The organism is Mediterraneibacter catenae (assembly GCF_008691045.1).
GTDB classification, from domain to species: domain Bacteria; phylum Bacillota; class Clostridia; order Lachnospirales; family Lachnospiraceae; genus Mediterraneibacter; species Mediterraneibacter ornithocaccae.
This window is the reverse complement of sequence record NZ_VMSO01000012.1, coordinates 58937-84483: the sequence shown is the minus strand read 5'-3', so window position 1 is coordinate 84483 and position 25547 is coordinate 58937. Positions and strand designations below refer to the sequence as shown.

The following is a 25547-nucleotide window of genomic DNA, read 5'->3' as shown; positions in this document are numbered from 1 at the left end:
GTGTGCGCTAACAATACATACCTCCCGGCGGACTCTTTCTCAGTCAGATAAATACGAATTACTCTGTCAGCCCCTCTGCCTTGATGACGTCTACTACGCTGTCCACATATTTCTCGCAGATCTCATCTGTCGGTGCTTCTACCATGACACGGATCACCGGCTCGGTGCCGCTCTCGCGTACGAGGATACGTCCGTCGCTTCCGAGTGCTTCTGCCGCTTTATCGACTGCCTCTACGACTGCCGGATTTTCTCTTGCTGTCTTTTTATCTTTTACGCGCACATTTTTAAGCACCTGCGGGAAGATCTTTACTTCATCTGCAAGTTTTCCGAGTGTCTGTTTCTTCTCCAGGATGACTTCCATGAGCATCAGGGATGTAAGGATACCGTCTCCGGTCCTTGCATGTTTGCTGAAGATGATATGGCCGGACTGCTCGCCGCCGAGAACAAAGCCGTTCTTCATCATATTTTCATATACATATTTATCACCGACCGCTGTCTGCTCATATTTCATGCCGATCTTGTCGCATGCCTTGTAAAGTCCCAGATTTGACATTACTGTCGTCACGATCGTATTTCCTTCGAGGCGCCCCTGCTCCATCAGATATTTGCCGCATACGTACATGATACGGTCGCCGTCTACTACGTTTCCGTTCTCGTCTACCGCGATACATCTGTCCGCATCGCCGTCATATGCAAATCCAACGTCCAGTTTTTTCTCTTTTACAAATTCCTGAAGCACATTGATATGTGTAGAGCCGCAGTTTGTGTTGATATTTGTTCCGTCCGGCTCGTTGTTGATCACATATGTCTTAGCTCCGAGAGCATCAAATACGCTCTTTGCGATTGCAAACGAGCTTCCGTTTGCACAGTCAAGACCGATGCGCATATCTTTGAATGAACGTGTCGCAAGAGAGATCAGATGCCCGATATAGCGGTTTCTTCCTGCAGAGTAATCTACCGTGCGTCCGATATTTTCTTTTGTGGCAAGCGGAAGCTCTCCTGTCTCTCCGTCAATGTATGCTTCAATCTTCTCCTCAACTTCAGCCTCCATCTTATGGCCGGCACTGTTGATGACCTTGATTCCATTATCGTAGAACGGATTATGGCTTGCGGAAATCATAATACCGCAGTCAAAATCCTCTGTCCTTACAACATAGGATACGCTGGGCGTTGTCGTTACGTGAAGCAGATATGCGTCTGCTCCTGATGCGGTGATCCCCGCTGCCAGCGCATACTCAAACATATAGCTGCTCCTTCTCGTGTCTTTTCCGATCACGACTCTTGCCTTGTGGTCCTGTCCGAAATACCATCCGAGATAACGTCCCACTTTAAACGCATGTTCCACCGTCAGTACTACATTTGCTTCACCGCGGAAGCCGTCGGTCCCAAAATATTTTCCCATAATTATAATCCTCTTGATCTTCAATAATAATATTTATGACGGAATAAAGGATTTCATATCCTTTTCCACCACGTTACCATTATATTACTATTACAAATTGGTTACAAGTATTTCTTTTTTGTTAAGTTACATTCGGATATGGGTAAGGAATGTTCCCGCTCGATCCCTCGCTCTTTACGCAGGCTTCTTTTTCGGTTATACTGAATCTGGCGCGTTTACCGGTACAAATTATCATTTCCACGGTATCGCGGCATGATTCATATTTTTTATTTTCATGGAGGAATCTGTCATGATCAAGTTAATTGCGAGTGACCTGGACGGCACCCTGCTTCACAACGGCGCCCAGGAGCTGTCACCCTACACGATAGACGTTATACGCAGAATCACACAGAAAGGCATTCATTTCATTGCGGCAAGCGGCCGCCAGTACGACAACGAACGTCGTCTTTTTGCCGGAATAGAGGATGAGATATCCTATATAGCGGAAAACGGCTCTCTCTGCGTGCATAAAGGAGAAGTCATTTCGCGCGGCATTATTCCTGATGATCTGGCATACCGGATCATGCACGAGATCAAAAAGGAACCCGGCTACGAGATCGTCGCTTCCCGTGAAGACACCTGCCTGATCGAAGACAATGATCCGGAGTTTGTAAACCATATCGTAAATGTAATGCACAATACAACAGAAATCGTCGATGATATCACAAAAGTCAGAGGGCCGTTTCTCAAACTTGCCATCGCAAATATGCATTCTCATGATCTCGGCCCGTATCTGCGGCATCTCCAGGAGATGTTCTCCCCGGCCGTCAAAGTAGTCACATCGGGAAATATATGGATCGACTTCATTGTTCCGGGATATAACAAGGGAACTGCTCTTCAGAAGATGATGGATCTCTTTGGGGTAAAACCCGAGGAATGCATGGCTTTCGGAGATCAGTACAATGACGTAGAGATGCTGGAACTTGCAGGACAGGGCTACGCCATGTCAAACGCAGCCCCCGGTATCGCAGGACATGCCCGGTACGTGACCGATTCGGTAGAGGAAGTACTGGAAGATGTGCTGGCCGGGATTGACTGAATCCCCATCAGATTCAAAATCAGAATCCAAAAAAATTCCGCGTCCGACCGGAAACAAGTCCGGTTCTCAGACGCGGAATTTTTTCTGGACTTCCCTGACAAAGTCCTTCCACTTAAATATCGCAAGTCCCAGCAGGAACAGCAGGCTCACTCCCGAGCATATGACAGACGGATACGGCACGGAAGCTGCGCCGGCAGCCAGAAGGATAAACGGGATCAGGCCGCATGTGCCCGCCTGGACCAGATAGAAAAGATATTCTGATACCTCCATTTTACCCGCCGCTGATATAATGATCATGGACAGCATATTTACAAGGATCGCCAGCGGGACGACATAGTCAACGGACCAGCCCTGCCATCCGGTAAATATATCCCACAAAACAGAACCGACCGTTACGATCACAAGCTGCCACATCCCGTTTTTCAGCGGATTCTTCCTCTTACGGTATCCCACCATGATAAGCAGCCATGTACAGAATACTCCCGCTGTCACATATCCTGCCCACCACCGGCCGAAAGTCAGCAGGTAATCAAGCATCCAGCAGATCACTACCGCCGCCGTGCATGTAAACGAGAATATCTTAAGTCCCATAAGCGCTCTTCTCGACGGTTTCTCATGATATCCCGGGAAATCATTTTCCTGGATGCGGCACTCAATCCCGTCCTTCTGAAGTATACTGATAAAATTCCTGCATATATTCGGTCCTACGATCTTCGATGTCAGGCCGAGCACAAGAGAATCCCCATATGAGCAGGAACACATCTGCATTTTATCTGTACTGGCAAAAAATCCGAAACGCTCAATGTAATCGTCGTACTCCGGCGCCATCTGGATTCTCCCGATATTAGAGTACACCGCCGTCACACTGCGCCCGCCCAGCGTCGTTCCCGCCAGCAGGAACAGATTTTTTATCTCGAGAGGGACCGCACGCAGAAAGAGATTTTTTTCCAGATGCACCAGATCATTCATACGCCCCGAGATTTCTTTCTCAAGAGACTCTTTTGCAAACATTTCCTTCATTTTCATGAGAACGTCTTCCAGCGTCGTATCTTCTTTAAAGTCATATGCCGTCTCAATCCAGCTCCAGAAGTTTGTCATAGATCCCGACGGGAAGAAATTTCTCAGATTCACCGGAATCATGAGAGATACCGGACGTCTCAGGCCGCTCTTGGGCACTTCTTCATAGATTGCATAGAGAAATGCCGCAGCAAGATAAGTCGTAACTGATACTCCGTATTCTTTCGCTTTCCTGTGGACTGCCGATGCCGAGAGATGCAGCTCCGTGATCTCCATCTCCGCCTGCTCCAGGCGGTCACCCTTAAGCTGAAATGCTTTCCGGGATCTTTTATTGCTCCTTTTCTTCCCTGTATAATACTGAGAGAAGCTGTCTTCCTCATAATCGCTGTCCGTAAGTATTTCACCGCCGTCTGTTTCCGGAAATTCCTGTTCAGGATATGTAAGTACCAGATAATTTCTCACAAGCTCTTTCAGAAACTGCATGGCGCCGGTGCCGTCGGTCAGCCCGTGAAATACTTCGAGATTGATCCTGTTTTTATAATAAGAGACTTCAAAAAGCAATTTCTTCTGATCCGGAACATAAATCCTGCCGCACGGCGGCCGGTCCTCCGGCTTCACAAGCGCCGGAAGCGCCCTTGGCTCCATATAAAACCAGAACAGCCCTTTGCGCAGTACAGACCGGAAGAGAGGATATTTTTCCAGTGTCAGATCCAGCGCTCCCTGCAGCCTGTCCGCATCCACTTTTTCCTTCAGGACACAGTAAAAGCGGAACACTCTGGAATCCTTTTTTCCCGTGGCTGCCGGGAATGCCTGGGCTGCATTATCCAGTTTTCTCCATCGGTTCTGTCGTTTTTCTTTCATAACGCTTTGTCCCCTTTCGGATCACTGGTGCACCTGCTCGTGTCTTGCCTGCTCAACATTTAAAAACCGGTTTATATGCCGGAAGCTCTCCTGCACATAAAAATGCTCAATTCCCAGTGCAAAATACCCGTGAAGCGCGCCTTCGATCCGCTCGATGCGTACCCGTCCTCCTGCCTTTCTCATACGCCGTCCGTATTCTTCCCCTTCGTCTCTTAACGGATCAAATTCCGCTGTCAGGATAAGAGTATCCGGAAGGGAAGAATAGTCCTTAGCGCACAGCGGAGCAAAATACGGGTTTTCCCGGTCTGCGGGCGTTCTCTCATACAGCTTCAGATAGTCTTCCATCTTCACACTTGTGAGCAGATATCCCGTACCGTTTGTACGCACAGATTCATACGGCGACTCTTCTGTGTAACAGTTGCTGAGCGCAGGGTAGATCAGGATCTGTCTCTCAGGAATAAAGTCTCCGGTATCTCTGGCCCTCATACACACCGCAGCCGCAAGGTTCCCGCCTGCACTGTCGCCCATGAGCGTGATCTGCTCCGGAGATACTCCCGGGAGAATACTTCCCCCGAACAGAGCTTTTGCTGCTGCATAGCAGTCTTCAAATCCCACCGGGAATCTGTATTCCGGCGCAAGTCTGTACTCTACGGAGATCACGAGCTGCCCGGTAGACTGCGCCATCCTGGAACAGACCCGGTCATATGTCTCCACGCTCTCCGTCGTCCAGCCGCCGCCGTGGAAGAACATGATCACAGGCGCATTTTCATTGCCTGACTCCATAGCCCCCTCATCAGCAAAATACAGACGGATCGGCACTTTATATTCTTCATTATACACTTCAATATCCAGTTTTTTCACAAAAATCCTCATCGGATCTAATTTTTTCAAATCTGCTATCCACCGGGCTGACTCTACTTCAATTCCACCGTAGGAGAGAGCCTGGAGGATTGCCTGCATCGTTTTGTTCATTTATTCTCCCGGACTGCCTCTTCACTTCAGCTCTATGATCGCATACGGTTTTCCGCCTGCATCACACAGCTCTATCACTGTGCGTTCCTGCTCTTTCGACAGTTTCGGATAAATCATATCTCCCAGTACCGCAGATTTTTTGTAATCCACTCTCGCCTGCTGTACCTGTATATCTCCCGGCACCATCTCCAGCGCCATCTGAACATACTGGCAGTTATTTACATGCTCGTTTGTGTCAATATGATACTTGCGCACCGGGAAAGGCTCTCCCGCTTCACTCTGTTCCGGAAGCGCGATCTTACGGTCTTCATATGGCATGTCCAGAGGTTCGCATGTCCCGTAGGGTTCAATATGCTCTGCCGAGGGACGGACCGGTCTTCCTTTCTCCAGATCCATAAATACCCAGATGGAATTCGCACAGGCAATCTGCTTTCCTGCTTCGTCCTTCATATAGAAGTTACGGTTTCCGTACAGGCCTTTGAACTCTGTGGCAAATGTGCCGACTGTGATCTTCTCACACAGCCGCGGGTACCGTTCCACGATGATCTGCCAGTAAGAAAGGACCCATGCCTTCTTATCGTGTTTCAGCCTGTCCATCCCAAGACAGATCGCTTCTGACTGAAATGTGCTGCAGTCCTGAAAGTAATTGATCAGCGCCGGAAGCGTCATTGTCCCTCTGTGATCAATCTCACTGTAGCGCACTCTGCATTCAAACTCATATCTTCCCGCATTGCTGTTTTCTGCTGTCGTTCTGTTTTCCATCATCTTCCGTCACTCCCTGTATGTATTTTCTGTAGCAGTACAGGCATTTTTCCACATCATTTATCATCCGGGCTGCTCTGTGCCACATAATCTGATTCAACTGTTATGACACACTCATATCTGGCGTCTGCTTTTTTCATCCGTTCCGCCATGTGCATCGCCAATTCCTTTTTCTTCTTTTCATCATAGTCGATCGGTACAACCATATCAAAGATCAGGTTGATCTGATTCTCTCCGTGCACTACACGGAAATCATGAAGACTGCATGCAGGATCAAGCTCATCCAGAATCTGGACGGCTTTCTCTCGGATGAGCAGCACCTTTTTGTCCTTCATCTCTACCGGATCCATATGGATGACCAGAAACAGCCCCAGCTCTTTCGCTGCGTCGCGCTCGATCCTGTCAATGATCTCATGAGACTGTTCGATATCCACATCGTTCGGCACTTCCGCATGAATTGATGCCATGCTCCGCCCCGGTCCGTAATTATGTACGATCAGATCATGAGTCCCTTCAATACCGTCATAGCTCTCTACAAATTCTTTGATCCTGTCATACACTTCGGGATCGATCGCCTCGCCGATCAGCGGTTCCAGCGTATCTTTCGCAATGCCCACACCGGCCCACATGACCACAAGTGCCACTCCGACGCCTACAAATCCGTCTATATTGATCCCTGTTACCGCAAAGAAGATCAGGGACAGGATCGTGGCGGATGTGGTGATCACATCACCCATGGAATCCGTAAATACCGCCATCATCACCTTGGAGTCGATCTTCTCGCCCAGCTTCCGGTTAAACAGGCCCAGCCATAATTTAACTGCAATGGACAGGATCAGGATGACCACGGATACCGTCTGGAAATTGAGCGTCTCCGGCGTCCTGATCTTGCCGATGGAATCCTTCAGGAATGTAAAGCCCACCTCAAGTACAAGGAAAGAAACGACCAACGCCGCAATATATTCGATCCTTCCGTGTCCGAACGGATGATCTCTGTCCGCAGGTTTCTCCGCCATCTTCACTCCGACAAAACTGATGATGGACGATCCTGCATCAGATAAATTGTTAAATGCATCCGCCGTGACTGATACACTGTGCAGTATGATGCCTACGATAAATTTCACTGCAAATAAAAAAACATTGCAGAAGATACCCACAATGCTGGCCAGCACTCCGTATGCGGTCCGCACGGATATCTTCTCCACGTCGTTATAGTCTTTTATAAAATGCCTGATTAAAAACTCTGTCATGTCTCTATCTCTGCCAGAAGAACCAACCGATCTTAAAATCAGAATCCGCTGTAACTCTGGAATACTCCTCTTCCGTCAATACATTTTTTAATTTCTGTTTTCCTTCATCCGGCACGACCGCATTTACGGTATCCATAAAACACAGCCCCGGATAGAGCACACACCACCAGTTGTGCCCTTCTGCCGCGCCGATCTCGATGCGCAGCGCCTCATAATTTCCCGCCGGAAATGTAATGTCCCCGTAACTCTTATCCGGGAACCAGCATGTGGTGACTGCCGCGCTCACGGGATAATCTGCCCCGGCTCCCGCCACAACGGCACGCCCCACTTCTTCTATCTCATCAATGTGCGCGCGGACCCATCCCTCTGTGTCCTCCGCACTCTCAGCTTCCGGCATATTTTCGTCCATATATGCGAGCACGGCATCCCGCACTTCCAGCTTCAGCTCCTGATCAGCATCGCTGTCACTGTTCGCAAGCACATGAAATCTGAGCACCTCCTGCGCCAGATGCTCCTGAAGTTCTCCCCGCGCAGCCGCTTCCGCTCTATAGTATACTCCCGTTGTGATCAGCGATGCCAGCAGCACTGCCAGTACAAAGCATATCTTCACAGCGTGCTTTTCGATCTTTTTATATATCCTCTCCGTAATGCCCATATGTAACTCCTCCATATCGCTTTATCTGATATTTGGAGTATGGACAAGGCGCAGAAAAATATACAGGAGATTTTGCGAATGGCGCGGGCTGAACTGTTACAATTTAGCACCTGTGTTTTCCCTTGTACGCCAGCGCTACCGGTGCCGCAGTGTATCCACCACAGTATTCGCCTGATTTGCGATATGCTGTGTCGTGATCTGCGTCGCTTTCTCTTTATCATGAGCCTCGATAGCTTCTATGATTGCCGCATGCTCTTCCAGAAGCTGCGGATGGCACTCTTTCTTCTTCAGATACTCAATGCGGTAGCGGTACATCTGCTCTCTCAGATTATTCAGGAGCTGGATCAGACGCTCGTTGTCCGTGGCTGCGAAGATCACATCATGAAATGCTTCATCCGCCTCGCCGATCGCCGTGATATCGTCGCTGTCCAGTATCTCGCGGAAATGTTCTGCCGCAGCATGCAGATCCTGGAGTTTTGCTTTGTCGATCCGTTCGCACGCAAGCTGAACTGCCAGTTCTTCAAGCGCGCAGCGGACTTCAAGGACGTCTCTCAAATTCTTCTCTGTGATCTCTGCCACTTCCGCGCCCTTTCTCGGTATCATGAGGACAAGTCCCTCCAGCTCCAGCTTGCGGATTGCCTCACGTATCGGAGTACGGCTGACTCCCAGCTTGTTGGCAAGCTGGATTTCCATCAGACGCTCGCCCGGTTTCAATTCTCCCCGAAGAATTGCCCGGCGCAGAGTATTGAATACTACATCGCGCAGCGGGAGATATTCATTCATCGTAACTTCAAAATCAATCGACATTCTGATTCCTCCTCACACTGTGTATATTCGTCACATAGACCTGTCTGGTCAGTGACTTTTCTCTGATACGTCTCTGTGCTTCCCTGGCTGCCGCCCTGCTCTCAAACAGCCCGAATACCGTCGGGCCGCTGCCGCTCATCATGGCGCCCAGCGCTCCGGCATCCGTCATCTCCTGCTTGATCTCACTGATCACAGGATGCATCGGGATCGTGACATCCTCCAGAACATTTCCCATACATTCTGCGATCTTTCTCAGATCGTGCTGTTCCAGTCCTTCCATGATACCGTCGATATCCGGATGCTGCGTGATCTCCTTCGAGTCCAGCGCTTCATAGACTGTCTTTGTCGATACACTGATGGGCGGCTTCGCGATCAGCACCGTGCACTTCGGCATGGCCGGAAGTGTCTTTAGCTCTTCTCCGATCCCCTCTGCCAGCACTGTGCCCCGCATAATGCAGTACGGGACATCTGCCCCAAGCTTCACGCCCCGCTCCATCAGCTCCTTCCGGGAAAGTCCCAGGCGGAACATGCGGTTCATGCCGAACAGTACCGCGGCGGCATTGGAGCTGCCGCCGGCCAGCCCCGCCGCAACCGGAATATGTTTCTTCAGAGTAATCTTCACACCTTCGCTGATGTCAAACTCTTCTTTCAAAAGATGCGCTGCCTTGTATGCAATATTATCTTCATTTACCGGCAGATATTTCAGATTTGTCACCACCTCGATCCCCGGTGTGTCTTTCTTCTCTATTTTTACTTCATCATATAAATATATCGACTGCATGATCATGCGCACGTCATGATAACCGTTCTCTCTTCTTCCCAATACGTCCAGTCCCAGATTGATCTTTGCCAGTGCTTTCAGTTCGACCTGATTCATCCTATGTCCTCCAAAAACAGGTAACAGTCAGCCGGACTGTTGCCTCGTTAATACTGTGTTCTGTATCTTGTATACATTATGCCTATAGTATACTCACATTCTCTTTAAAAATCAATAATTTATCCCCTTGTGAGACTTTTTCATCATTTAGCCCATTTATTTCTCTGATTCCGTCGATCGTTGTCATATATTTTTTTGCCAGGCTCCACAGGTCTTCACCATTTTGCACAATATGCCCGACGATTCCGGGCCTTTCGGACAGCTCTTTCATATCAAGAGGCTCTGTACGGACTTCCGTGATCACTTCTACCGGCACAAGCCTGCGCAGAAATACTTCAAACGAAAGGATTGCTTTGACTTCTACCGCCTCACTGCCCGCCAGCGTTACCGCAAGCTGCTCTACGTGATAGGAAAGACTGCTGTTCACCTGTTCCGGCATATCCGGATATTCTATCAGCCACGAAAACGGGATCATTCCCTGCCAGTTGCCGTACGGCTCCGCATCGTCCCCCCGCAGATACAGGAAGGACAGATGCAGAATCCCCTCTACACGTATTCCTTCTGCCGTATGCTGCTCGCTCTCCAGCTGAATGCTGCCCTGACTGTGAAGGATCTGCAGGACATCTTCTTTGAGTTCGGGAAGGGAGAGCCGTTCCGTCACTTTGCATTTGGACTGATTCTGCATCAGCAGTTCTTCAAGCACCGTCTCCTTCGTGTCAAAGACACACTGCTGCTCGAGAGAATACATATCACTTAATATTTCTGCCTCTTCTTCCTCATAAATATTCATCCTCAGATTGAGTGTCGCTTCAATACCGAGGACACGCATCTCTCCGTCTTCATCCAGACGTATGTCCGCCAGGGTATCATCCAGTGAATGCTGAATGTGATAATACATATTCTCTGATACACCGTCGCACACGACACGTCCTTCAAACGGCTCACTCTGCTCGATCCAGTCCGCTTTCTCCTCAGCAGACAGATACATGCAGAATACGAGCATCTCTCCACGGAGGAGAATCTCGTCCTGTCCCATCCGTATATCCAGCTTCCTCACACTGATATCAGTAAGAAGCACCTGTCCGATGCTCTCTTTTGTCCCCGGAAGGGTGATTTCTTCTTTGATCCGGTATGTATCCTTTTTAGAGACAGCCAGCCGGAGCAGGTTCATATTGCGGGTCTTTCGGTAAACCGGCGCATCACTCTCCACATTTTCCGTCAGCTCTTCATCCCGGATCCGCTCTCTGCCGATTTCCATCTCTGCCATCATCCTGAGGCTCAGTTTCCTCGAATGGACGACAGACGCTGTAAATTCCGTCCGCACATTTCTCAGGAAAAAGGTCTCATTTCCGTCACTCTCAGCGTATACCATCTCTTCAAACGGCAGTTTGCCCTCCAGGACCGCCGGTTTCGGATCACCGGATGAAGTCATGTACAGGATCGTAAAGTACATCTTCCCCGTGATCTTCACATAATTTTCCACCGGCCGGATATCCTCAGCCCTGAGCTCTGCCTGCCCCTGTATGATCCTCTGGACATCTTCCTTCTGATCCGGCACATTGTAGTCCTCATCCAGATAAAACTGGTCAAAGATACTCTTCCCCTCCTGTGTGTAATGAATCGGCTTTCTGATCAGCTCCATATCTCTCCTCCTCAATCAAATACGACATCTTTTTCAATATATTCAAGCTGCACGACCACATAGGGAAATGTGGCGATCTCCTTTATATCCTCCCCTTTCTCCGGTCCGAGGAGATTCGTGCGGATGCGGACCGCGTCTTCTGTCTCATACAGCTCTTTCACCGCCACACTGTATCCTGTGGTCGGCTGTTCCCCGTATCCTTCCGCAATGTAGAGTTCTCCCTGATCCGCATAGATCATCTGGAAGGGATGCTCTTTCTCTTCTTCGATCATCGCGCTCAGTTCCTCCGGCTCATCCTCCCGGTCTATCACAGTAAACTCAAGATCCTTAAGCTTATCCGTCTCCGTATGCCTTGTAACACAGCCGGAAGCTGCGGCCGCCAGAAACAGCGGGAGCACACAGGCTGCACAAGATACGATCAGGCGTTTCATTTCCCTGTCCTCACAGCAATTTTCCATATAACATATGTAAATCGGATTCCAAATATGACAGTTCGTGTTTGTTGACAGGATAACGCCATGGCAAAAAGAATTTACTAATCAAATATCAGACGCAGAAAAAGAAGATACTGCAGCGCTATGCCGACCCGCTTCACCTCATCCCCTCGAATCCATGTAACGCGACATCAAAATACTCGTCCATGGGAACTCGCATTTTAATGCCGCTAACATGGAGAACGAGGTGTATTCGGAACGCTCCATGTCGATGCATAGCTTATGCAGTATCTTCTTTTTCTGCTGTCGTATTCGATCAGTAAGCTTTTCTTCCGCTGCGGTATCCTTCTTCAACAGACACTCTTATATGCCGGAAGAAGCCGGAACGGAATCGAAAATTCCGTGCTTGGTTGAGAGGACCTCCGATTGGTTGAATACAGAAAACCAAACAGATACAGCCCTTTTGACGCACCTTTCGGAACAGGCGAGTCAAACACGAATTTCCAGCCATTTTTCTTGTATTTTCCATATGCCGGCGGTATAATTGATAAGACGCTGATTTACTAATAAAGAAGAATTGAGGACATACACATGATTCGTTTTATATGTATTGTTATTTTTGTAGTTTTATTTCTGATCCTGACATTCCCTGTACGCGTTGTGGAATGGTTTCTGCACAAATCGTCGCCGTATGCGAGCGATATCAGCTCGCTTCGTATCGTACAGTGGGCTTTCAAAGTGATCCTTCGCATAACCGGTGTAAAAACGACCGTGATCGGCGAGGAAAATATACCGGATGAGCCGGTTCTGTTTATCGGCAACCATCGCAGCTATTTTGATATTCTTCTGACCTACAGCAGATGCAAAAGGCCAACCGGTTATGTTGCGAAGAAGGAAATGGAGAAATATCCCGGACTTTCCTCCTGGATGCGACGCCTGCACTGTCTCTTCCTCGACCGGACGAACCCGAAAGAAGGGCTCAAGACAATTCTCGAGGCAATTGACGATATTAAAAATGGCATCTCCATCTGCATCTTTCCCGAAGGCACCAGAAACAGGGGCGAGGAGCTCACTATGCTGCCTTTTAAAGACGGAGCCCTTAAGATTGCCACGAAATCCGGGTGCGCTATCATTCCGGTCTCTATGAATAATACGGCTGATATCTTTGAGAAGCATTTTCCTAAGATAAAGAAAACACATGTGGTAATTGAATACGGGAAACCGATTTATCCAGATGAGCTTGATAAAGAAACAAAAAGACATATCGGAGACTATGTTCAGAATGTAATTCTGGAGACGATACACAAAAACGCCGAGCTTGTCTGATATTCAATTCCAAGCTGTATGACAGGGGTGTTTATTCACCGTACGTTCCCCTGTCATACAGCTTTATTTTATAGGAACAGTGCGGCTTTGCAAATGACACGGACTGAACTGTTATTTTATAAGGAACAGAATTGAAAATTTGTAGAAGATTGCACTGCGGTGTGCTATAATCGTAAAGAAAAACGGCGAGGGAGTCTGCCCCGCGCGTTCCTCGCCGCCGTAAAACACAGATAAGCGCCGCATCCCGGCGCCCCGTGCAAAATGAAAAGAGGGAATTTACTATGAGCGCACAGAATCTCACCCTGCTCACAGATCTCTATGAGCTGACTATGATGCAGGGCTATTTTGAGACACAGGAAAACGAAACTGTCATCTTTGACATGTTCTTCCGGGAGAATCCGAACAAAGGCGGATATTCCATCATGGCCGGACTGGAACAGGTCATAGATTATATCAAGAATCTGAACTTCTCTTATGAAGACGTCGATTATCTGAGAGGGCTGGGTATCTTCAGCGAAGACTTCCTTCATTATTTAAGCGGCTTCCACTTCAGCGGGGATATTTATGCGATTCCGGAGGGTAGTGTGATCTTTCCGAGAGAACCGCTGATCAAAGTCGTCGCTCCGATCATGGAGGCGCAGCTTGTGGAGACTGCGATCCTGACGATCATCAATCACCAGTGCCTGATCGCCACAAAGGCTTCCCGCGTAGTGCATGCAGCACAGGGGAACGGTGTCATGGAGTTCGGTCTGCGCCGCGCGCAGGGTCCGGATGCGGGACTGTACGGTGCAAGGGCCGCAATGATCGGTGGATGCGTAGGAACCTCCAATGTGCTCGCCGGAGAAATGTTCGACGTGCCTGTTCTGGGGACTCATGCCCACAGCTGGATCATGAGCTTCAAAGACGAGTATACGGCGTTCAAGGAATATGCCCGTCTCTATCCAAATGCATGCACACTGCTCGTGGACACATATGACACATTAAAATCCGGTGTTCCCAATGCGATCCGCGTCTTTAAGGAAATGCGCGACGCTGGCATCCATCCGAAGAGTTACGGTATCCGCCTTGATTCCGGCGACCTTGCCTATCTGTCAAAAAAGGCAAGGAAAATGCTCGATGATGCAGGATTTACTGATGCTGTCATCGCCGCATCCAATGATCTGGATGAATTCCTGATCAATGACCTGAAGCTTCAGGGCGCCGCTATCACTTCATGGGGTGTCGGCACGAACCTGATCACTTCAAAGGACTGCCCGTCATTCGGCGGTGTATATAAGCTTGCTGCTATCCAGAATGAAAAGGGCGAGTTCGTACCGAAGATCAAAATTTCAGAAAATGTGGAGAAAATCACCAACCCGGGAAATAAGACGATCTACCGTATTTATGACAAAGAGACCGGGAAAATACGCGCCGATCTCATCTGTTTCGTGGGCGAAGAATATGACACGTCCAAAGACCTGCTGCTCTTTGATCCAAACGCCACATGGAAAAAGACACGTCTGGAGGGCGGCACATATACTATGAAAGAGATCTTAAAGCCTGTGTTTATCAGAGGCGAATGTAAGTACACCTCACCGTCTGTAAAGGAGATTGCAGAGTTCTGCAGACAGGAGAAAGAGACTCTGTGGGATGAGACGAAACGTCTCTTCAATCCTCACAAGGTGTATGTAGATCTTTCTCAGAAGCTTTACGACACAAAGACAGCGCTTCTGAATGAAGCAAATTCAAAATAAAGGAGTATAAATTATCATGAAAATTATCGTACTGGCGGGCGGACTGAGCACGGAGAGAGACGTTTCTCTCGCCTCCGCTGCCGGAATCTGCCGTACACTGCTCGACAAAGGACACGACGCATTTCTGCTTGATGTATTTCTGGGACTTGAGAATGCACCGGATAATCTGGAAGATGTATTCACACTGCCCGGACACGGTCTTGAAATTGCCAAAAATATCAGCGAGGAAGAGCCTGACCTTGCGGCTGTCAAAGCCTCCCGCCCTGACCAGTCTGATTGTTTCCTCGGACCGAATGTCATTGAACTCTGCCGTCTTGCCGACATTACATTTCTCGGTCTCCACGGCGGAGAAGGCGAGAACGGAAAGCTTCAGGCCACATTTGACCTGCTCGGCATCCGCTACACCGGACCGGACTCTCTCGGATGCGCGGTGGCAATGGACAAAGGATTTACCAAGCAGGTATTTCTCCAGGCAGGCATCGATACGCCGGCCGGGGTCTGCCTGCATAAGAATACAACCGATCGCTCGCTCTCCTCGCTTGGGCTGTCCCTGCCTGTCGTAGTCAAGCCGTGTTCCGGTGGTTCAAGCATCGGCGTGTACATTGTAAATACAGAGGAAGAATATGAAGATGCACTGGAAAAGTCTTTCTTCTATGAGGATGAAGTTGTCATCGAGACATTCATCAAAGGGCGCGAGTTTGCCTGCGGCATCATCGACGGTGAAGCGCTTCCTCCGATCGAGATCATTCCAAAGACAGGTTTCTTTGACTATGCCAATAAATATCAGGACGGAGCGACCGAGGAAGTCTGCCCCGCCGATATCCCGAAAGATGTGGAAGCACGTATGATGGAGCTCACTGTCAAGGCATACCACGCCCTGAAGCTGAACGTCTACAGCCGCGCTGACTTCCTCCTGGACGATGCGGGAAATCTGTACTGTCTGGAGATGAACACACTGCCCGGCATGACCGCAGCCAGCCTGCTGCCCAAAGAGGCAAAGGTTGCAGGTATCGAGTACGGAGATCTGTGCGAGCTGATCATCCGGAAATCAATGGAAGCAAGATATTCGAAATAGCCTTCCTACTTATTTATACAAGGAGATATTCTTATGAAACATATGTCATTACAGGAGATCGCAGCTGCGTGCGGCGGGACCTTACACTGTGATCCGTCGCTTGCCGGCCGCGAAGTTTCGAGCGTTGTCATTGACAGCCGCAAGGCAGAGAAGGGAAGTCTGTTCATAGCGATCAAAGGTGCCCGTGTGGACGGTCACACATTCATCCCTCAGGTGATGGAAAAAGGTGCGCTCTGCTCTGTATCCGAACAGAATCTCGGGGACGTGGATTATCCTTACATCCGCGTCGCTTCCTGCGAGCAGGCGCTGAAAGATATAGCAGAGCACTACCGGCGCTCTCTTGACATCAAAGTGGTCGGCATCTCCGGAAGTGTGGGTAAGACCAGCACGAAGGAAATGATCGCATCCGTACTGTCCCGGAAATATTCTGTTCTCAAGACAGAAGGAAACTTCAACAATGAAATCGGGCTTCCCCTTACTGTATTCAATATCCGGGAAGAACATGAAGTCGCGGTCCTGGAAATGGGCATCAGCAATTTCGGGGAAATGACGCGCCTGGCAAAGATCGCCCGCCCGGATATCTGCGTATTTACAAATATCGGCGTTGCGCATATTGAAAGTCTCGGTTCCAGAGACGGGATACTCAAGGCAAAGACCGAAATGATCGATTACATGAATCCGGAAGGCACGGTCATTGTAAACGGTGATGATGATAAACTGCGCGGATTCACGCCGCAGAACGGTCTCACCCCTGTTTATTTCGGACTGGATGAGTCCTGCTCCTACCACGCAGAGCAAATTACAAGCCGGGGGCTGAAAGGCACGGACGCCCGTTTTGTCACTCCTTCATCCACATTTGACGCGCACATCTCAATCCCCGGCGAGCATATGGTGTACAATGCACTTGCAGCAACAGCAGCAGGGTATGCCCTCGGCATGACAGACAGCGAAATTGCACAGGGAATCAAAGCAAACGTACCAATCGCCGGCCGCAATAATCTTATTGAAGGAGAGCACTACACAGTCATCGACGACTGTTACAATGCAAATCCCGCGTCCATGAAGTCTTCCCTGGACGTGCTGGCATATGCGGATACAAGGACTGTCGCGGTTCTGGGAGATATGTTCGAACTGGGAGCAGACGAAAAGAAGATGCACTATGATGTAGGCGCCCACGCCGCCGGAAAAGGAATCAACGTCCTGATCTGTATCGGTAACTTAAGCGCGGAAATTGCCCGCGGAGCTCAGGAGACTGTACATAGCTCAGGGAATGAAAATGAAGCACAGGCCGGCAGCATGGAAATACACCATTATAAGACAAAGGCCGAATTCTTTGAGAATGCCGACAGCGTGCTCAGAGAAGGCGACACCATCCTGGTGAAAGCATCCCACGGTATGGAATTCCCCGAGATTGTGGAACGCTTGAGCAGCAAAGAATAAAACTTATACTTAAAAATAACCCGGTAACTTTAGGGGCTGATGAAATGCTCCTAAAGCTGCCGGGTATTTTTATCTAATATTCTTTTAGTCGAAGAATTTCTCCCGCACTTCCTCTACGGGCATCTCCTGTCCTGTAAACAGCTCGAATGCAGCCACTCCCTGCCAGAGGAGCATGCCGCTTCCGCCTACAGCCGCACAGCAGCCGGCTTCTTTTGCTTTCTTGACCAGAAGTGTCTCCTTCGGATTATACACCACATCAGCAACTGCCAGCTCCGGTCTCAGGAATTCTGCCGGTACAGGGATCACATCCTCCATCGGACTCATGCCTGCACGGGTCGCATTGATCAGGATATCACTCTGCCCGATCACCTGACCGAGAAGCTCTGTGTTGTCCAGATCTTCGATATAGACATTCTGAATCGAAGGCACAGCCTTTCTGATCTTCTCTACCGTCTTTTCTCCGTTTGCATAGAATTCGTCTTTTCTGTTGAAGATCGCAATCTCCGCCACGCCGTCCAGCGCCGCCTGTACAGCGATAGCCGTAGCCGCACCCCCGGTTCCCAGAAGTACGATCTTCTTGCCTTTGATATCTACTCCGTGCTCGTTGAGATTACGCACAAATCCTGTGCCATCTGTCATGTGGCCGGTCATAGTGCCGTCTTCTTCAAAGACTACCGTGTTGCAGGCGCCAACCAGCTCCGCCGCCGGTGATAATCGGTCTACAATCTGCGCTGTTGCAGTCTTGCACGGCATCGTTACATTAAAGCCGCCTGCATGAAGTGTGCGCAGGGCGTCAATCGCATCCTTTGTCTTGTCCACCGGCACATCAAATGCGAGATATGCCGCATCGATACCGAGTTTTTCAAAACTGTAATTATACATCGCCGGGGAACCCGAGTGCCCCACCGGAGATCCGATCAGAGCGTAAAGCTGTGTATGTCCGCTGATTCTTCTTTCCATATCCTTTACATTCCTCCGTAAAATATTTTTGCACATAAAGTATACTGATACTTTCACATCTTTTCCCGTTGTGAATAAAAATCCACAGCAGGAAACAACAGGTATAGTATAGCATAAAGAAGGTTTTGCTTCAATACATTAAAGTGTGAAATTCCGTGTGAGTTTACAAATTGTCTCCACATGAACCGTCATCGGGAATTGATCCACCGCCCTCACTCTCTTCAGCTCATACCCGTTCTCGCACAGTATTTTCAGATCTCTCGCCAGTGTCGCCGGGTCACAGCTCACATACACAACTTTTTCCGGCGCCATCTTTACGATCGTCTCCAGCAGCGCCGCATCACAGCCTTTGCGCGGAGGATCGACCACGATCACGTCTGCATGAGCCGTCCGCTTCAGCCGGTCCGGCTCGACGTCCATCTGTTTCTGTTCGTTCCGGTCCGCCCCGTCCATCTGTCGGCGCTCATAGTATTCCGGGAGCACTTCTTCTGCCTTGCCGACAAAGAATTCTGCGTTTTCAATTCCGTTTATCCGTGCATTCTTTCGCGCGTCGTCAATAGCCTGCGGCACGATCTCCACGCCATAGACTTGTCCGGCTTTCTGCGCAAGAAACAATGAGATCGTACCGATTCCGCAATAGAGGTCCCATACAGTCTCGCCGCCTTTTAAATCCGCGTATTCCAGCGCAAGGGAATAGAGTTTCTCTGTCTGCGCCGGATTGACCTGATAAAAAGAAAGCGGAGATATCTGATACCGGATCTCCCCGATATAATCTGTAATATATCCCTGTCCCCAGAGCACTTCATACATATCTCCCATGATCACGTTTGTACGCTTTGTATTCACGCTCATTGTAATACTTGTCATCCCGGGAATACGGACAAGATCATCCGTCAGTTCCCTCACATGGGGAATTGTATTTCCATTTACTACAAGACAGACCATGATTTCATTCGTTGTAAATCCATAGCGGATCAGGACATGACGGATCAGGCCTTTTCCAGTCTTTTCATCATAGGCAGGAATATTATATTTTCTCATAAATGCAAGAATAGTCTCAAGGATATCCTGATTTACCGGGGCGCCTAATGCACAGTCTGTATTCGCGATAATGTCATGCGTCCTCCCTGCATAAAATCCCGTGACCGGATTTCCTTCTTTATCTGTCCCAAACGGGAACTGTGCTTTATTCCGGTAGCCGAACGGATCTTCCATTCCGACGATCGGTTCCATGACCCGGTCAATAAGCTCCGGTGCGAAGCCGCCGATACGTTCCAGATCCCCCCGGACTTTCTGCTCTTTGAATACAAGCTGTCTGTCATAGGACATCGCCTGGATCTGACAGCCTCCGCACTGACGCGCAAATCTGCACCTCGGTTCCACACGGTACGGTGACGGCTCGATCACTTTCATGAGTCTTGCGTATCCGTAATTCTTCTTCGCTTTTATCACTTTTACTTCTGCCCTGTCACCGATAACGGCATCCTTCACAAAGAGTGTATAGCCGTCGATCTTTCCGATTCCCTCTCCGCCTACACCTATATCCGTAATTTCAATAACCGCCATATCGTTTTTCTGCATCTTTTTCTCCTGTTCTGCATCTGTTTATCGTGCAAAAAGCGGGAAGTCCTCCCGCTTTTTTATCTGCACAGAAGCTTTACGCTCCCGATGTTCTCCTTAAATTCGACTCAAACAGCCTGTTGTATCCCAGCCATTCTGTTCCTGTCTTTCCTTTGAATATCTCCGTCAGCGTCTGCATCTTGGCGTCTGCATTATCTGCGAGATTGAGCGCCAGCGCCTCCGCCAGTGCAGGTTTCTTCGGAGATCCGTATTCCAGTTCTCCGTGATGAGCGATAATACAGTGCTTCAGTTCATTTGCCAGGCGCTCCGGGAAATCCGGTATAGAACGGATTGCCTCGTCTATCATCTCTACCCCTATGACGATATGTCCGATGAGCTGCCCCTCATCTGTATAATCATTATCCGGAAAAGATGACAGCTCCTTTGTCTTTCCGATATCGTGACAGATCGCGGCGGTAATAAGGAGGTCTCTGTTGAGGATCGGATATGCCCCTGCAAAATAATCGCACATATGCACGACACTCAGCGTATGCTCAAGCAGGCCGCCGGAGAATCCGTGATGTACTGTCTTTGCAGCAGAATGACCTTTGAATTTTCTTATAAATTCTTCGTCTTTCACAAAATAAAACTCAAGGATCTGACGCAGCCACGGGCTGGAAATCTTACTGATGTATCCTGTCAGTCCGGCATACATTTTGTCCACATTTTTGTCCGTGGTCGGCATATAATCCGCGGGAACGTATTCGCCCTCTTCTGCTCTCCTGATCTGTTTGATATTGATCTGAAGGTTGCCGTTATAACTGATCACATCGCCATATACTTCGATAAAGTCCTTCTCATCATAATCCGCGATCCCCTGTGAATTAGGATCCCAGACCTTCCCGTCCAGGGTTCCCGTCTTATCCTGCAGGATCAGATTATCATAGGGCTTTCCGTTCCTCGTCTCCGCGGAACGTTTTCCCTTGCAGAGATAAACATTCCTTATTGTCTCGCCTTCATGTAATCCATTGATATATCTCATGTTAATCCTCTTTCCAATATAATTTTAATGTTATAATGTTGGGGCAAACGCCCCAAGGTCTTTCACCCACTTATGAGCAAGCTCATGTGGGTTTAGACCTTTTGCCCCTGGCATCATTCTATTCTTTACTGCCAACTGTCACGGTAAACTTTACATCCACATACCCGTCTGCTCCGAGACGCATGCCTTTGACCACAACCTGACGGCCTGACTTTGTCGCAAGAACTGCGCTCTGATATGTAACAATACTGGACACGCTTTCATCACCGACCTGGCAGATAATATCTCCGCTCTGGATTCCCGCTTCCATAGCCGGAGAATCGGGATCCACGTCAACCACATAGATTCCCGCGGGCATTCCCTGTTTTTCTTTGAGTTCCGACGTGACCGTTGTACCGTAAATGCCGATATATGGTACACTCTCGCCATTTGCCATGATCTCTATGACTGATTTCAGATCGGAAATGGCATACGCATTCACAACATTGTTTTCGTTGTCTTTCCATACAGACGGCGAGATAAGACCTATAACTTCCCCGGTCAGGTTAAACAATACACCGGTACCTTCGACCTCTGTTGCAATATCTGTGGCCAGCACATCGCATTCTCCGTCATAAAACGCCGCCTTATATTCAGTAGAACTGACGACACCGTAACTCATTCCTTCCGGATATCCGAACATATTGCCGAGCGCCATTACCACATCGCCCTGCTTTACCAGATTCGAATTTCCCAATACAGATACTTTGACTGCATCCCATGTAGTATCCTCGATATTTCCTCTGGCGACACAGAACATAGCGAGTCCGGTATTTCGATCCTGCCGTTTCAATGCGGCGTCATAGGTTTTCCCGTCGTCAAACGTAACCGTCCATTTTGATGCATCAGCACATATCGAATTATCTGCCATAATCAGGAGTTCCTGACCGTTATCCGCCGTGATCACTCCCGTTGCACTTCTTTTTATTCCGGTCATCTCGGCATCCCAGTCTGTCTGTTCTGATACTGCTTCCACCGACACGATGCCTTTCTTCGCTTCTGCTGCTCTTTCATTCATCGATGCCATGATCTGCTCATAGCTTTCCGCAGTCAGAGGCTGTTCTGTATCCGTCTGTTCTTCTGCTCCGTCCTCTTCTGTTCCGTCTCTCTCTTCCGCCTCGTCGGAATCTTCATCCTCAGGAATAGTAACTGTTTCAAGATCCCCGCGAAATTTATCCTGTACCCACGGTTTAAGCGCAAAAAAACCAAGGCAGGCAAAAACTCCCAGGATCACGCCGTATATAGCGATCCTCACAAGCTGTCGCACGAGCTGCTGCCTGCTGATTGGTTTCGGTTTGATCGTCTCTTGTAAGAAAGAATATTTCTTTTCTTCCGGCTCTCTGTCCGGTCCTGGAATCTGATCTTTATTGTCTGCCATGGATCGTTTCCTCCAGATTCTAGTATAACCGATTCAGATGGATAGTTCAATCATTTGGAAAAGACTTTTCTTTATTCCGAGAATGGGGTAGAATATTATGAAAGCAATTTATCTGTAAGGGGTATATATGAATCAGAAAACACTCACAAAACTTGAATTTGACAAGATCATCTCCCGGCTGGAAGAAGAAGCCGGATCATTCCGCGGGCGTCAGTTATGCCGGCGGCTGAAACCCATGACCGATCTTGAGAAGATTAATACATTTCAGGAGCAGACTGCTGCGGCGTATACCCGCATCGTAAGGAAAGGCCGGATCTCCTTTTCTGATGCTGCTCCCGTAGAAGAATCCATGAAGCGGCTGGAGATCGGCGGAGCCTTGAGCATATCGGAACTGCTGCGCATCTGCCGGCTCCTCGCCAATACTTCCCGCGTCAAATCCTATGGGCGGCACGACACGCAGGAAGATTCATCAGACTGTCTGGATGCTTACTTTGACCAGCTCGAGCCGCTCACCTCTCTCTCAAATGAAATTGAGAGATGTATCATATCAGAAGATGAGATCAGCGACGATGCCAGCAGCACGCTGAAACATATCCGGCGGAGCATGGGCAGTATCAATGACCGGATCCACACTACACTGAACGGTCTTGTAAACGGTTCCCTGCGGACTTATCTGCAGGACCCGATCATCACCATGCGGGGCGACCGGTACTGTATTCCGGTAAAAGCCGAATACCGCTCGCAGGTGCAGGGACTGATCCACGATCAGTCATCCACCGGATCCACTCTCTTTATCGAGCCGATGGCAGTCGTAAAGCTCAACAACGATCTGAAAGAACTCTATGCTAAGGAGCAGGAAGAAATCCAGGTGATCCTCGCACGTCTGAGCGAAGAAACGGCACAATATATCGAAGAAATCCGTGCGGATTACCGGGCAATGACAGATCTGGACTTTATATTCGCGCGCGGTGCACTGGCACTGTCCATGAAAGGAAGCCGTCCTGTATTGAACACGGAAGGCCGTATCCGGATAAGAGAAGGACGCCATCCGCTGCTTGATGAGAAGACTGTTGTTCCTATCACGGTTTCTCTCGGTGAAGACTTCACACTGCTCATCATCACAGGCCCGAACACAGGCGGAAAAACTGTCTCCCTGAAGACAGTGGGACTTTTCACACTGATGGGACAGGCCGGCCTGCACATTCCCGCCGGAGACCGTTCAGAGCTCGCTGTATTTCACCAGGTATATGCTGACATAGGAGACGAACAGAGCATCGAGCAGAGCCTGAGTACTTTCTCGTCGCATATGACGAATATTGTCTCTTTCCTGAAAAAAGTAGATGAACATTCACTGGTCCTTTTCGACGAGCTGGGTGCCGGCACAGACCCGACCGAAGGGGCTGCGCTTGCCACGTCCATCCTATCGTATCTGCACAAGAGAAATATACGTACAATGGCTACGACTCACTACAGTGAACTGAAAGTCTATGCACTCTCTACTCCGGGCGTGGAAAATGCCTGCTGTGAATTTGACGTGGAGAGTCTCCGTCCCACCTACCGTCTGCTGATCGGTATACCGGGAAAGAGCAATGCCTTTGCCATCTCCAGCAAGCTGGGACTTCCTGATTTCATTATTGATGACGCCAGACAACGTCTCAGCGAACAGGATCTTTCCTTCGAAGATCTGCTCACCGATCTGGAGACAAGCCGCCGGACTATTGAAAAAGAACGCGAAGAGATTGCCGCATACCGCCGCGAGACTGAAGCCCTGAAAAAAGAGGCCGAGAAACGGCAGGAGAAGCTGGACGAACAGAGAGACCGCATCCTGCGCGAGGCAAATGAGAAAGCGAATGCAATCCTGCGGGAAGCAAAAGAAGTTGCTGACGAGACGATCCGCAATTTCCATAAATTCGGCAAAGAGAACATCTCTGCTGCAGAGATGGAAAAAGAACGTGAACGGCTGAGAAAAAAAATAAAGGATACTGCTCCGGCGGCATCAGCCGCCCGTAAGGCAAAGAAAGCACATAAACCAGAAGAATTCAAACTCGGGGAAACTGTAAAGGTACTGAGCATGAACCTGACGGGAACTGTTCAGTCTCTCCCCGATTCACGCGGCAATGTAACCGTACAGATGGGAATCCTCAGATCACAGGTCAATATCTCTGATCTCGAAATTGTCGAGGAGCCCTCGGCTTATGCACCGAAAAAATTAACCCGCACATCGAAGGGGCGGATCGGAATGAGCAAATCTCTCTCCGTCAGCCCGGAAATCAATCTTCTTGGAAGGACAGTTGACGAAGCAGTGGCAGAACTCGACAAATATCTCGACGATGCTCTCCTTTCTCATCTGAACACTGTGAGAGTCGTTCATGGCAAAGGCACCGGAGCTCTGAGAAAGGGAATTCATGAATATCTCCGCCGTCAAAAACATGTGAAGTCCTATCATCTTGCCGAGTTCGGCGAGGGAGATGCGGGCGTAACGATCGTGGAACTGAAATAATAATTCTGACAACAGCAAGGAGGTCGCAATATGATAGGAAAACAAAAAATACTGATCGTCGATGACGATGAAAATATCGCCGAACTCATTTCACTCTATCTTACCAAAGAGTGTTTTGACACGAAGATCGTATATAACGGGGAAGATGCGCTGACAGCTTTTGACACATACCAGCCGAATCTCATTCTTCTTGATCTGATGCTGCCGGGAATCGACGGTTATCAGGTATGCCGTGAGATCCGTGCCCGTTCTGCCACTCCGATCATCATGCTCTCCGCCAAAGGCGAAGTATTCGACAAGGTGCTCGGTCTTGAACTGGGGGCAGACGATTATATCATGAAGCCCTTTGACTCCAAAGAAATGGTCGCCCGGGTCCGCGCAGTACTCCGACGCTATCAGCCGTCCAAATCAGACAGCAGCGCCAGAGAGAAAACAAAATGCGTAGAGTACGACGGTCTTGTCATCAATCTGACAAACTATTCTGTCGTCTGTGACGGAAAACCTGTTGAGATGCCTCCCAAAGAACTGGAGCTCCTCTACTGTCTCGCCTCTTCGCCGAACCAGGTCTTTACAAGAGAGCAGCTTCTCGACCGGATCTGGGGATATGAATATGTAGGTGATACACGAACCGTCGATGTACATATCAAGCGGCTCCGGGAAAAGATCAAGGATCATCCTCACTGGAGCCTGAGCACGGTCTGGGGAATCGGCTACAAATTTGAAACGAAATAACGGAT

General features: G+C 49.1%; 21 protein-coding genes. 7 read left to right on the top strand and 14 right to left on the bottom strand.

What is annotated here, in order from left to right:
• Positions 1 to 58 precede the first annotated feature (58 nt).
• A complete protein-coding gene (gene glmM / locus FNY66_RS10270) occupies positions 59 to 1402 on the bottom strand; it encodes a phosphoglucosamine mutase (RefSeq protein WP_087150540.1) in 1344 nt (447 codons plus the stop codon).
• Between the two features lie 289 nt (positions 1403 to 1691).
• On the opposite strand from glmM, the gene FNY66_RS10265 reads away from it, so the two are divergent.
• Positions 1692 to 2480 carry an HAD family hydrolase gene (locus FNY66_RS10265; RefSeq protein WP_150311086.1) on the top strand — a complete coding sequence of 263 codons (789 nt, stop codon included), beginning with the start codon at positions 1692 to 1694 and terminating at the stop codon, positions 2478 to 2480.
• A gap of 66 nt (positions 2481 to 2546) precedes the next feature.
• On the opposite strand, the gene FNY66_RS10260 is transcribed toward FNY66_RS10265, so the two are convergent.
• From FNY66_RS10260 to FNY66_RS10220, 9 genes are all read right to left on the bottom strand, one after another.
• A complete protein-coding gene (locus FNY66_RS10260; protein WP_150311085.1) occupies positions 2547 to 4358 on the bottom strand; it encodes a DUF6320 domain-containing protein in 1812 nt (603 codons plus the stop codon).
• Between the two features lie 21 nt (positions 4359 to 4379).
• Positions 4380 to 5330 carry an alpha/beta hydrolase gene (locus FNY66_RS10255; RefSeq protein ID WP_229409497.1) on the bottom strand — a complete coding sequence of 317 codons (951 nt, stop codon included), beginning with the start codon at positions 5328 to 5330 and terminating at the stop codon, positions 4380 to 4382.
• Positions 5331 to 5351: 21 nt separating this feature from the next.
• On the bottom strand, positions 5352 to 6092 hold the full coding sequence (locus FNY66_RS10250) for an acyl-[acyl-carrier-protein] thioesterase (protein WP_150311091.1): 741 nt from the start codon (positions 6090 to 6092) through the stop codon (positions 5352 to 5354).
• 56 nt (positions 6093 to 6148) lie between these two features.
• Positions 6149 to 7342, bottom strand: coding sequence for a cation diffusion facilitator family transporter (locus FNY66_RS10245; protein WP_150311084.1), 1194 nt, complete (start codon positions 7340 to 7342; stop codon positions 6149 to 6151).
• Between the two features lie 4 nt (positions 7343 to 7346).
• Positions 7347 to 7997 (bottom strand): stage II sporulation protein R, encoded by a 651-nt coding sequence (gene spoIIR, locus FNY66_RS10240; RefSeq protein WP_229409495.1) that lies wholly within the window; start codon positions 7995 to 7997, stop codon positions 7347 to 7349.
• A gap of 135 nt (positions 7998 to 8132) precedes the next feature.
• Positions 8133 to 8804: a GntR family transcriptional regulator gene (locus tag FNY66_RS10235; RefSeq protein WP_150311082.1), complete on the bottom strand. Its 672-nt coding sequence runs from the start codon at positions 8802 to 8804 to the stop codon at positions 8133 to 8135.
• A complete protein-coding gene (gene ispE, locus FNY66_RS10230) occupies positions 8794 to 9681 on the bottom strand; it encodes a 4-(cytidine 5'-diphospho)-2-C-methyl-D-erythritol kinase (protein WP_150311081.1) in 888 nt (295 codons plus the stop codon). The genes FNY66_RS10235 and ispE overlap by 11 nt, the downstream gene beginning before the upstream one ends.
• An 82-nt stretch (positions 9682 to 9763) precedes the next feature.
• Positions 9764 to 11323 (bottom strand): DUF3794 and LysM peptidoglycan-binding domain-containing protein, encoded by a 1560-nt coding sequence (locus FNY66_RS10225; RefSeq protein WP_150311080.1) that lies wholly within the window; start codon positions 11321 to 11323, stop codon positions 9764 to 9766.
• An 11-nt stretch (positions 11324 to 11334) separates the two neighbouring features.
• Positions 11335 to 11754, bottom strand: coding sequence for a protease complex subunit PrcB family protein (locus FNY66_RS10220; protein WP_150311079.1), 420 nt, complete (start codon positions 11752 to 11754; stop codon positions 11335 to 11337).
• Between the two features lie 594 nt (positions 11755 to 12348).
• On the opposite strand from FNY66_RS10220, the gene FNY66_RS10215 reads away from it, so the two are divergent.
• The 4 genes from FNY66_RS10215 (at position 12349) to FNY66_RS10200 (ending at position 17331) form a co-directional block, all read left to right on the top strand.
• Positions 12349 to 13083 carry a lysophospholipid acyltransferase family protein gene (locus FNY66_RS10215; RefSeq protein WP_087150549.1) on the top strand — a complete coding sequence of 245 codons (735 nt, stop codon included), beginning with the start codon at positions 12349 to 12351 and terminating at the stop codon, positions 13081 to 13083.
• A 281-nt stretch (positions 13084 to 13364) separates the two neighbouring features.
• Complete coding sequence (locus FNY66_RS10210) at positions 13365 to 14816, top strand: nicotinate phosphoribosyltransferase (RefSeq protein ID WP_087150550.1); 1452 nt, start codon at positions 13365 to 13367, stop codon at positions 14814 to 14816.
• A gap of 16 nt (positions 14817 to 14832) precedes the next feature.
• On the top strand, positions 14833 to 15891 hold the full coding sequence (locus FNY66_RS10205; RefSeq protein WP_150311078.1) for a D-alanine--D-alanine ligase family protein: 1059 nt from the start codon (positions 14833 to 14835) through the stop codon (positions 15889 to 15891).
• 33 nt (positions 15892 to 15924) lie between these two features.
• Positions 15925 to 17331, top strand: coding sequence for a UDP-N-acetylmuramoyl-tripeptide--D-alanyl-D-alanine ligase (locus FNY66_RS10200; RefSeq protein ID WP_150311077.1), 1407 nt, complete (start codon positions 15925 to 15927; stop codon positions 17329 to 17331).
• Positions 17332 to 17415: 84 nt separating this feature from the next.
• On the opposite strand, the gene aroE is transcribed toward FNY66_RS10200, so the two are convergent.
• The 4 genes from aroE to FNY66_RS10180 all read right to left on the bottom strand — a co-directional run bounded on the left by aroE (position 17416) and on the right by FNY66_RS10180 (position 22310).
• Positions 17416 to 18291 carry a shikimate dehydrogenase gene (aroE, locus tag FNY66_RS10195; RefSeq protein ID WP_150311076.1) on the bottom strand — a complete coding sequence of 292 codons (876 nt, stop codon included), beginning with the start codon at positions 18289 to 18291 and terminating at the stop codon, positions 17416 to 17418.
• Positions 18292 to 18429: 138 nt separating this feature from the next.
• Positions 18430 to 19872: a 23S rRNA (uracil(1939)-C(5))-methyltransferase RlmD gene (gene rlmD / locus FNY66_RS10190; protein WP_087150554.1), complete on the bottom strand. Its 1443-nt coding sequence runs from the start codon at positions 19870 to 19872 to the stop codon at positions 18430 to 18432.
• 76 nt (positions 19873 to 19948) lie between these two features.
• Positions 19949 to 20893, bottom strand: coding sequence for a 3'-5' exoribonuclease YhaM family protein (locus FNY66_RS10185; protein WP_087150555.1), 945 nt, complete (start codon positions 20891 to 20893; stop codon positions 19949 to 19951).
• A gap of 118 nt (positions 20894 to 21011) precedes the next feature.
• A complete protein-coding gene (locus tag FNY66_RS10180; protein WP_087150556.1) occupies positions 21012 to 22310 on the bottom strand; it encodes a S1C family serine protease in 1299 nt (432 codons plus the stop codon).
• Positions 22311 to 22437: 127 nt separating this feature from the next.
• Here FNY66_RS10180 and FNY66_RS10175 point away from each other — a divergent pair, with 127 nt between their 5' ends.
• The gene (locus tag FNY66_RS10175) at positions 22438 to 24810 is read left to right on the top strand and encodes an endonuclease MutS2 (protein ID WP_150311075.1); all 2373 of its coding nucleotides are present in this window, start codon (positions 22438 to 22440) and stop codon (positions 24808 to 24810) included.
• A 30-nt stretch (positions 24811 to 24840) separates the two neighbouring features.
• Positions 24841 to 25542: a response regulator transcription factor gene (locus tag FNY66_RS10170; protein ID WP_150311074.1), complete on the top strand. Its 702-nt coding sequence runs from the start codon at positions 24841 to 24843 to the stop codon at positions 25540 to 25542.
• The last annotated feature ends 5 nt before the right edge of the window (positions 25543 to 25547 follow it).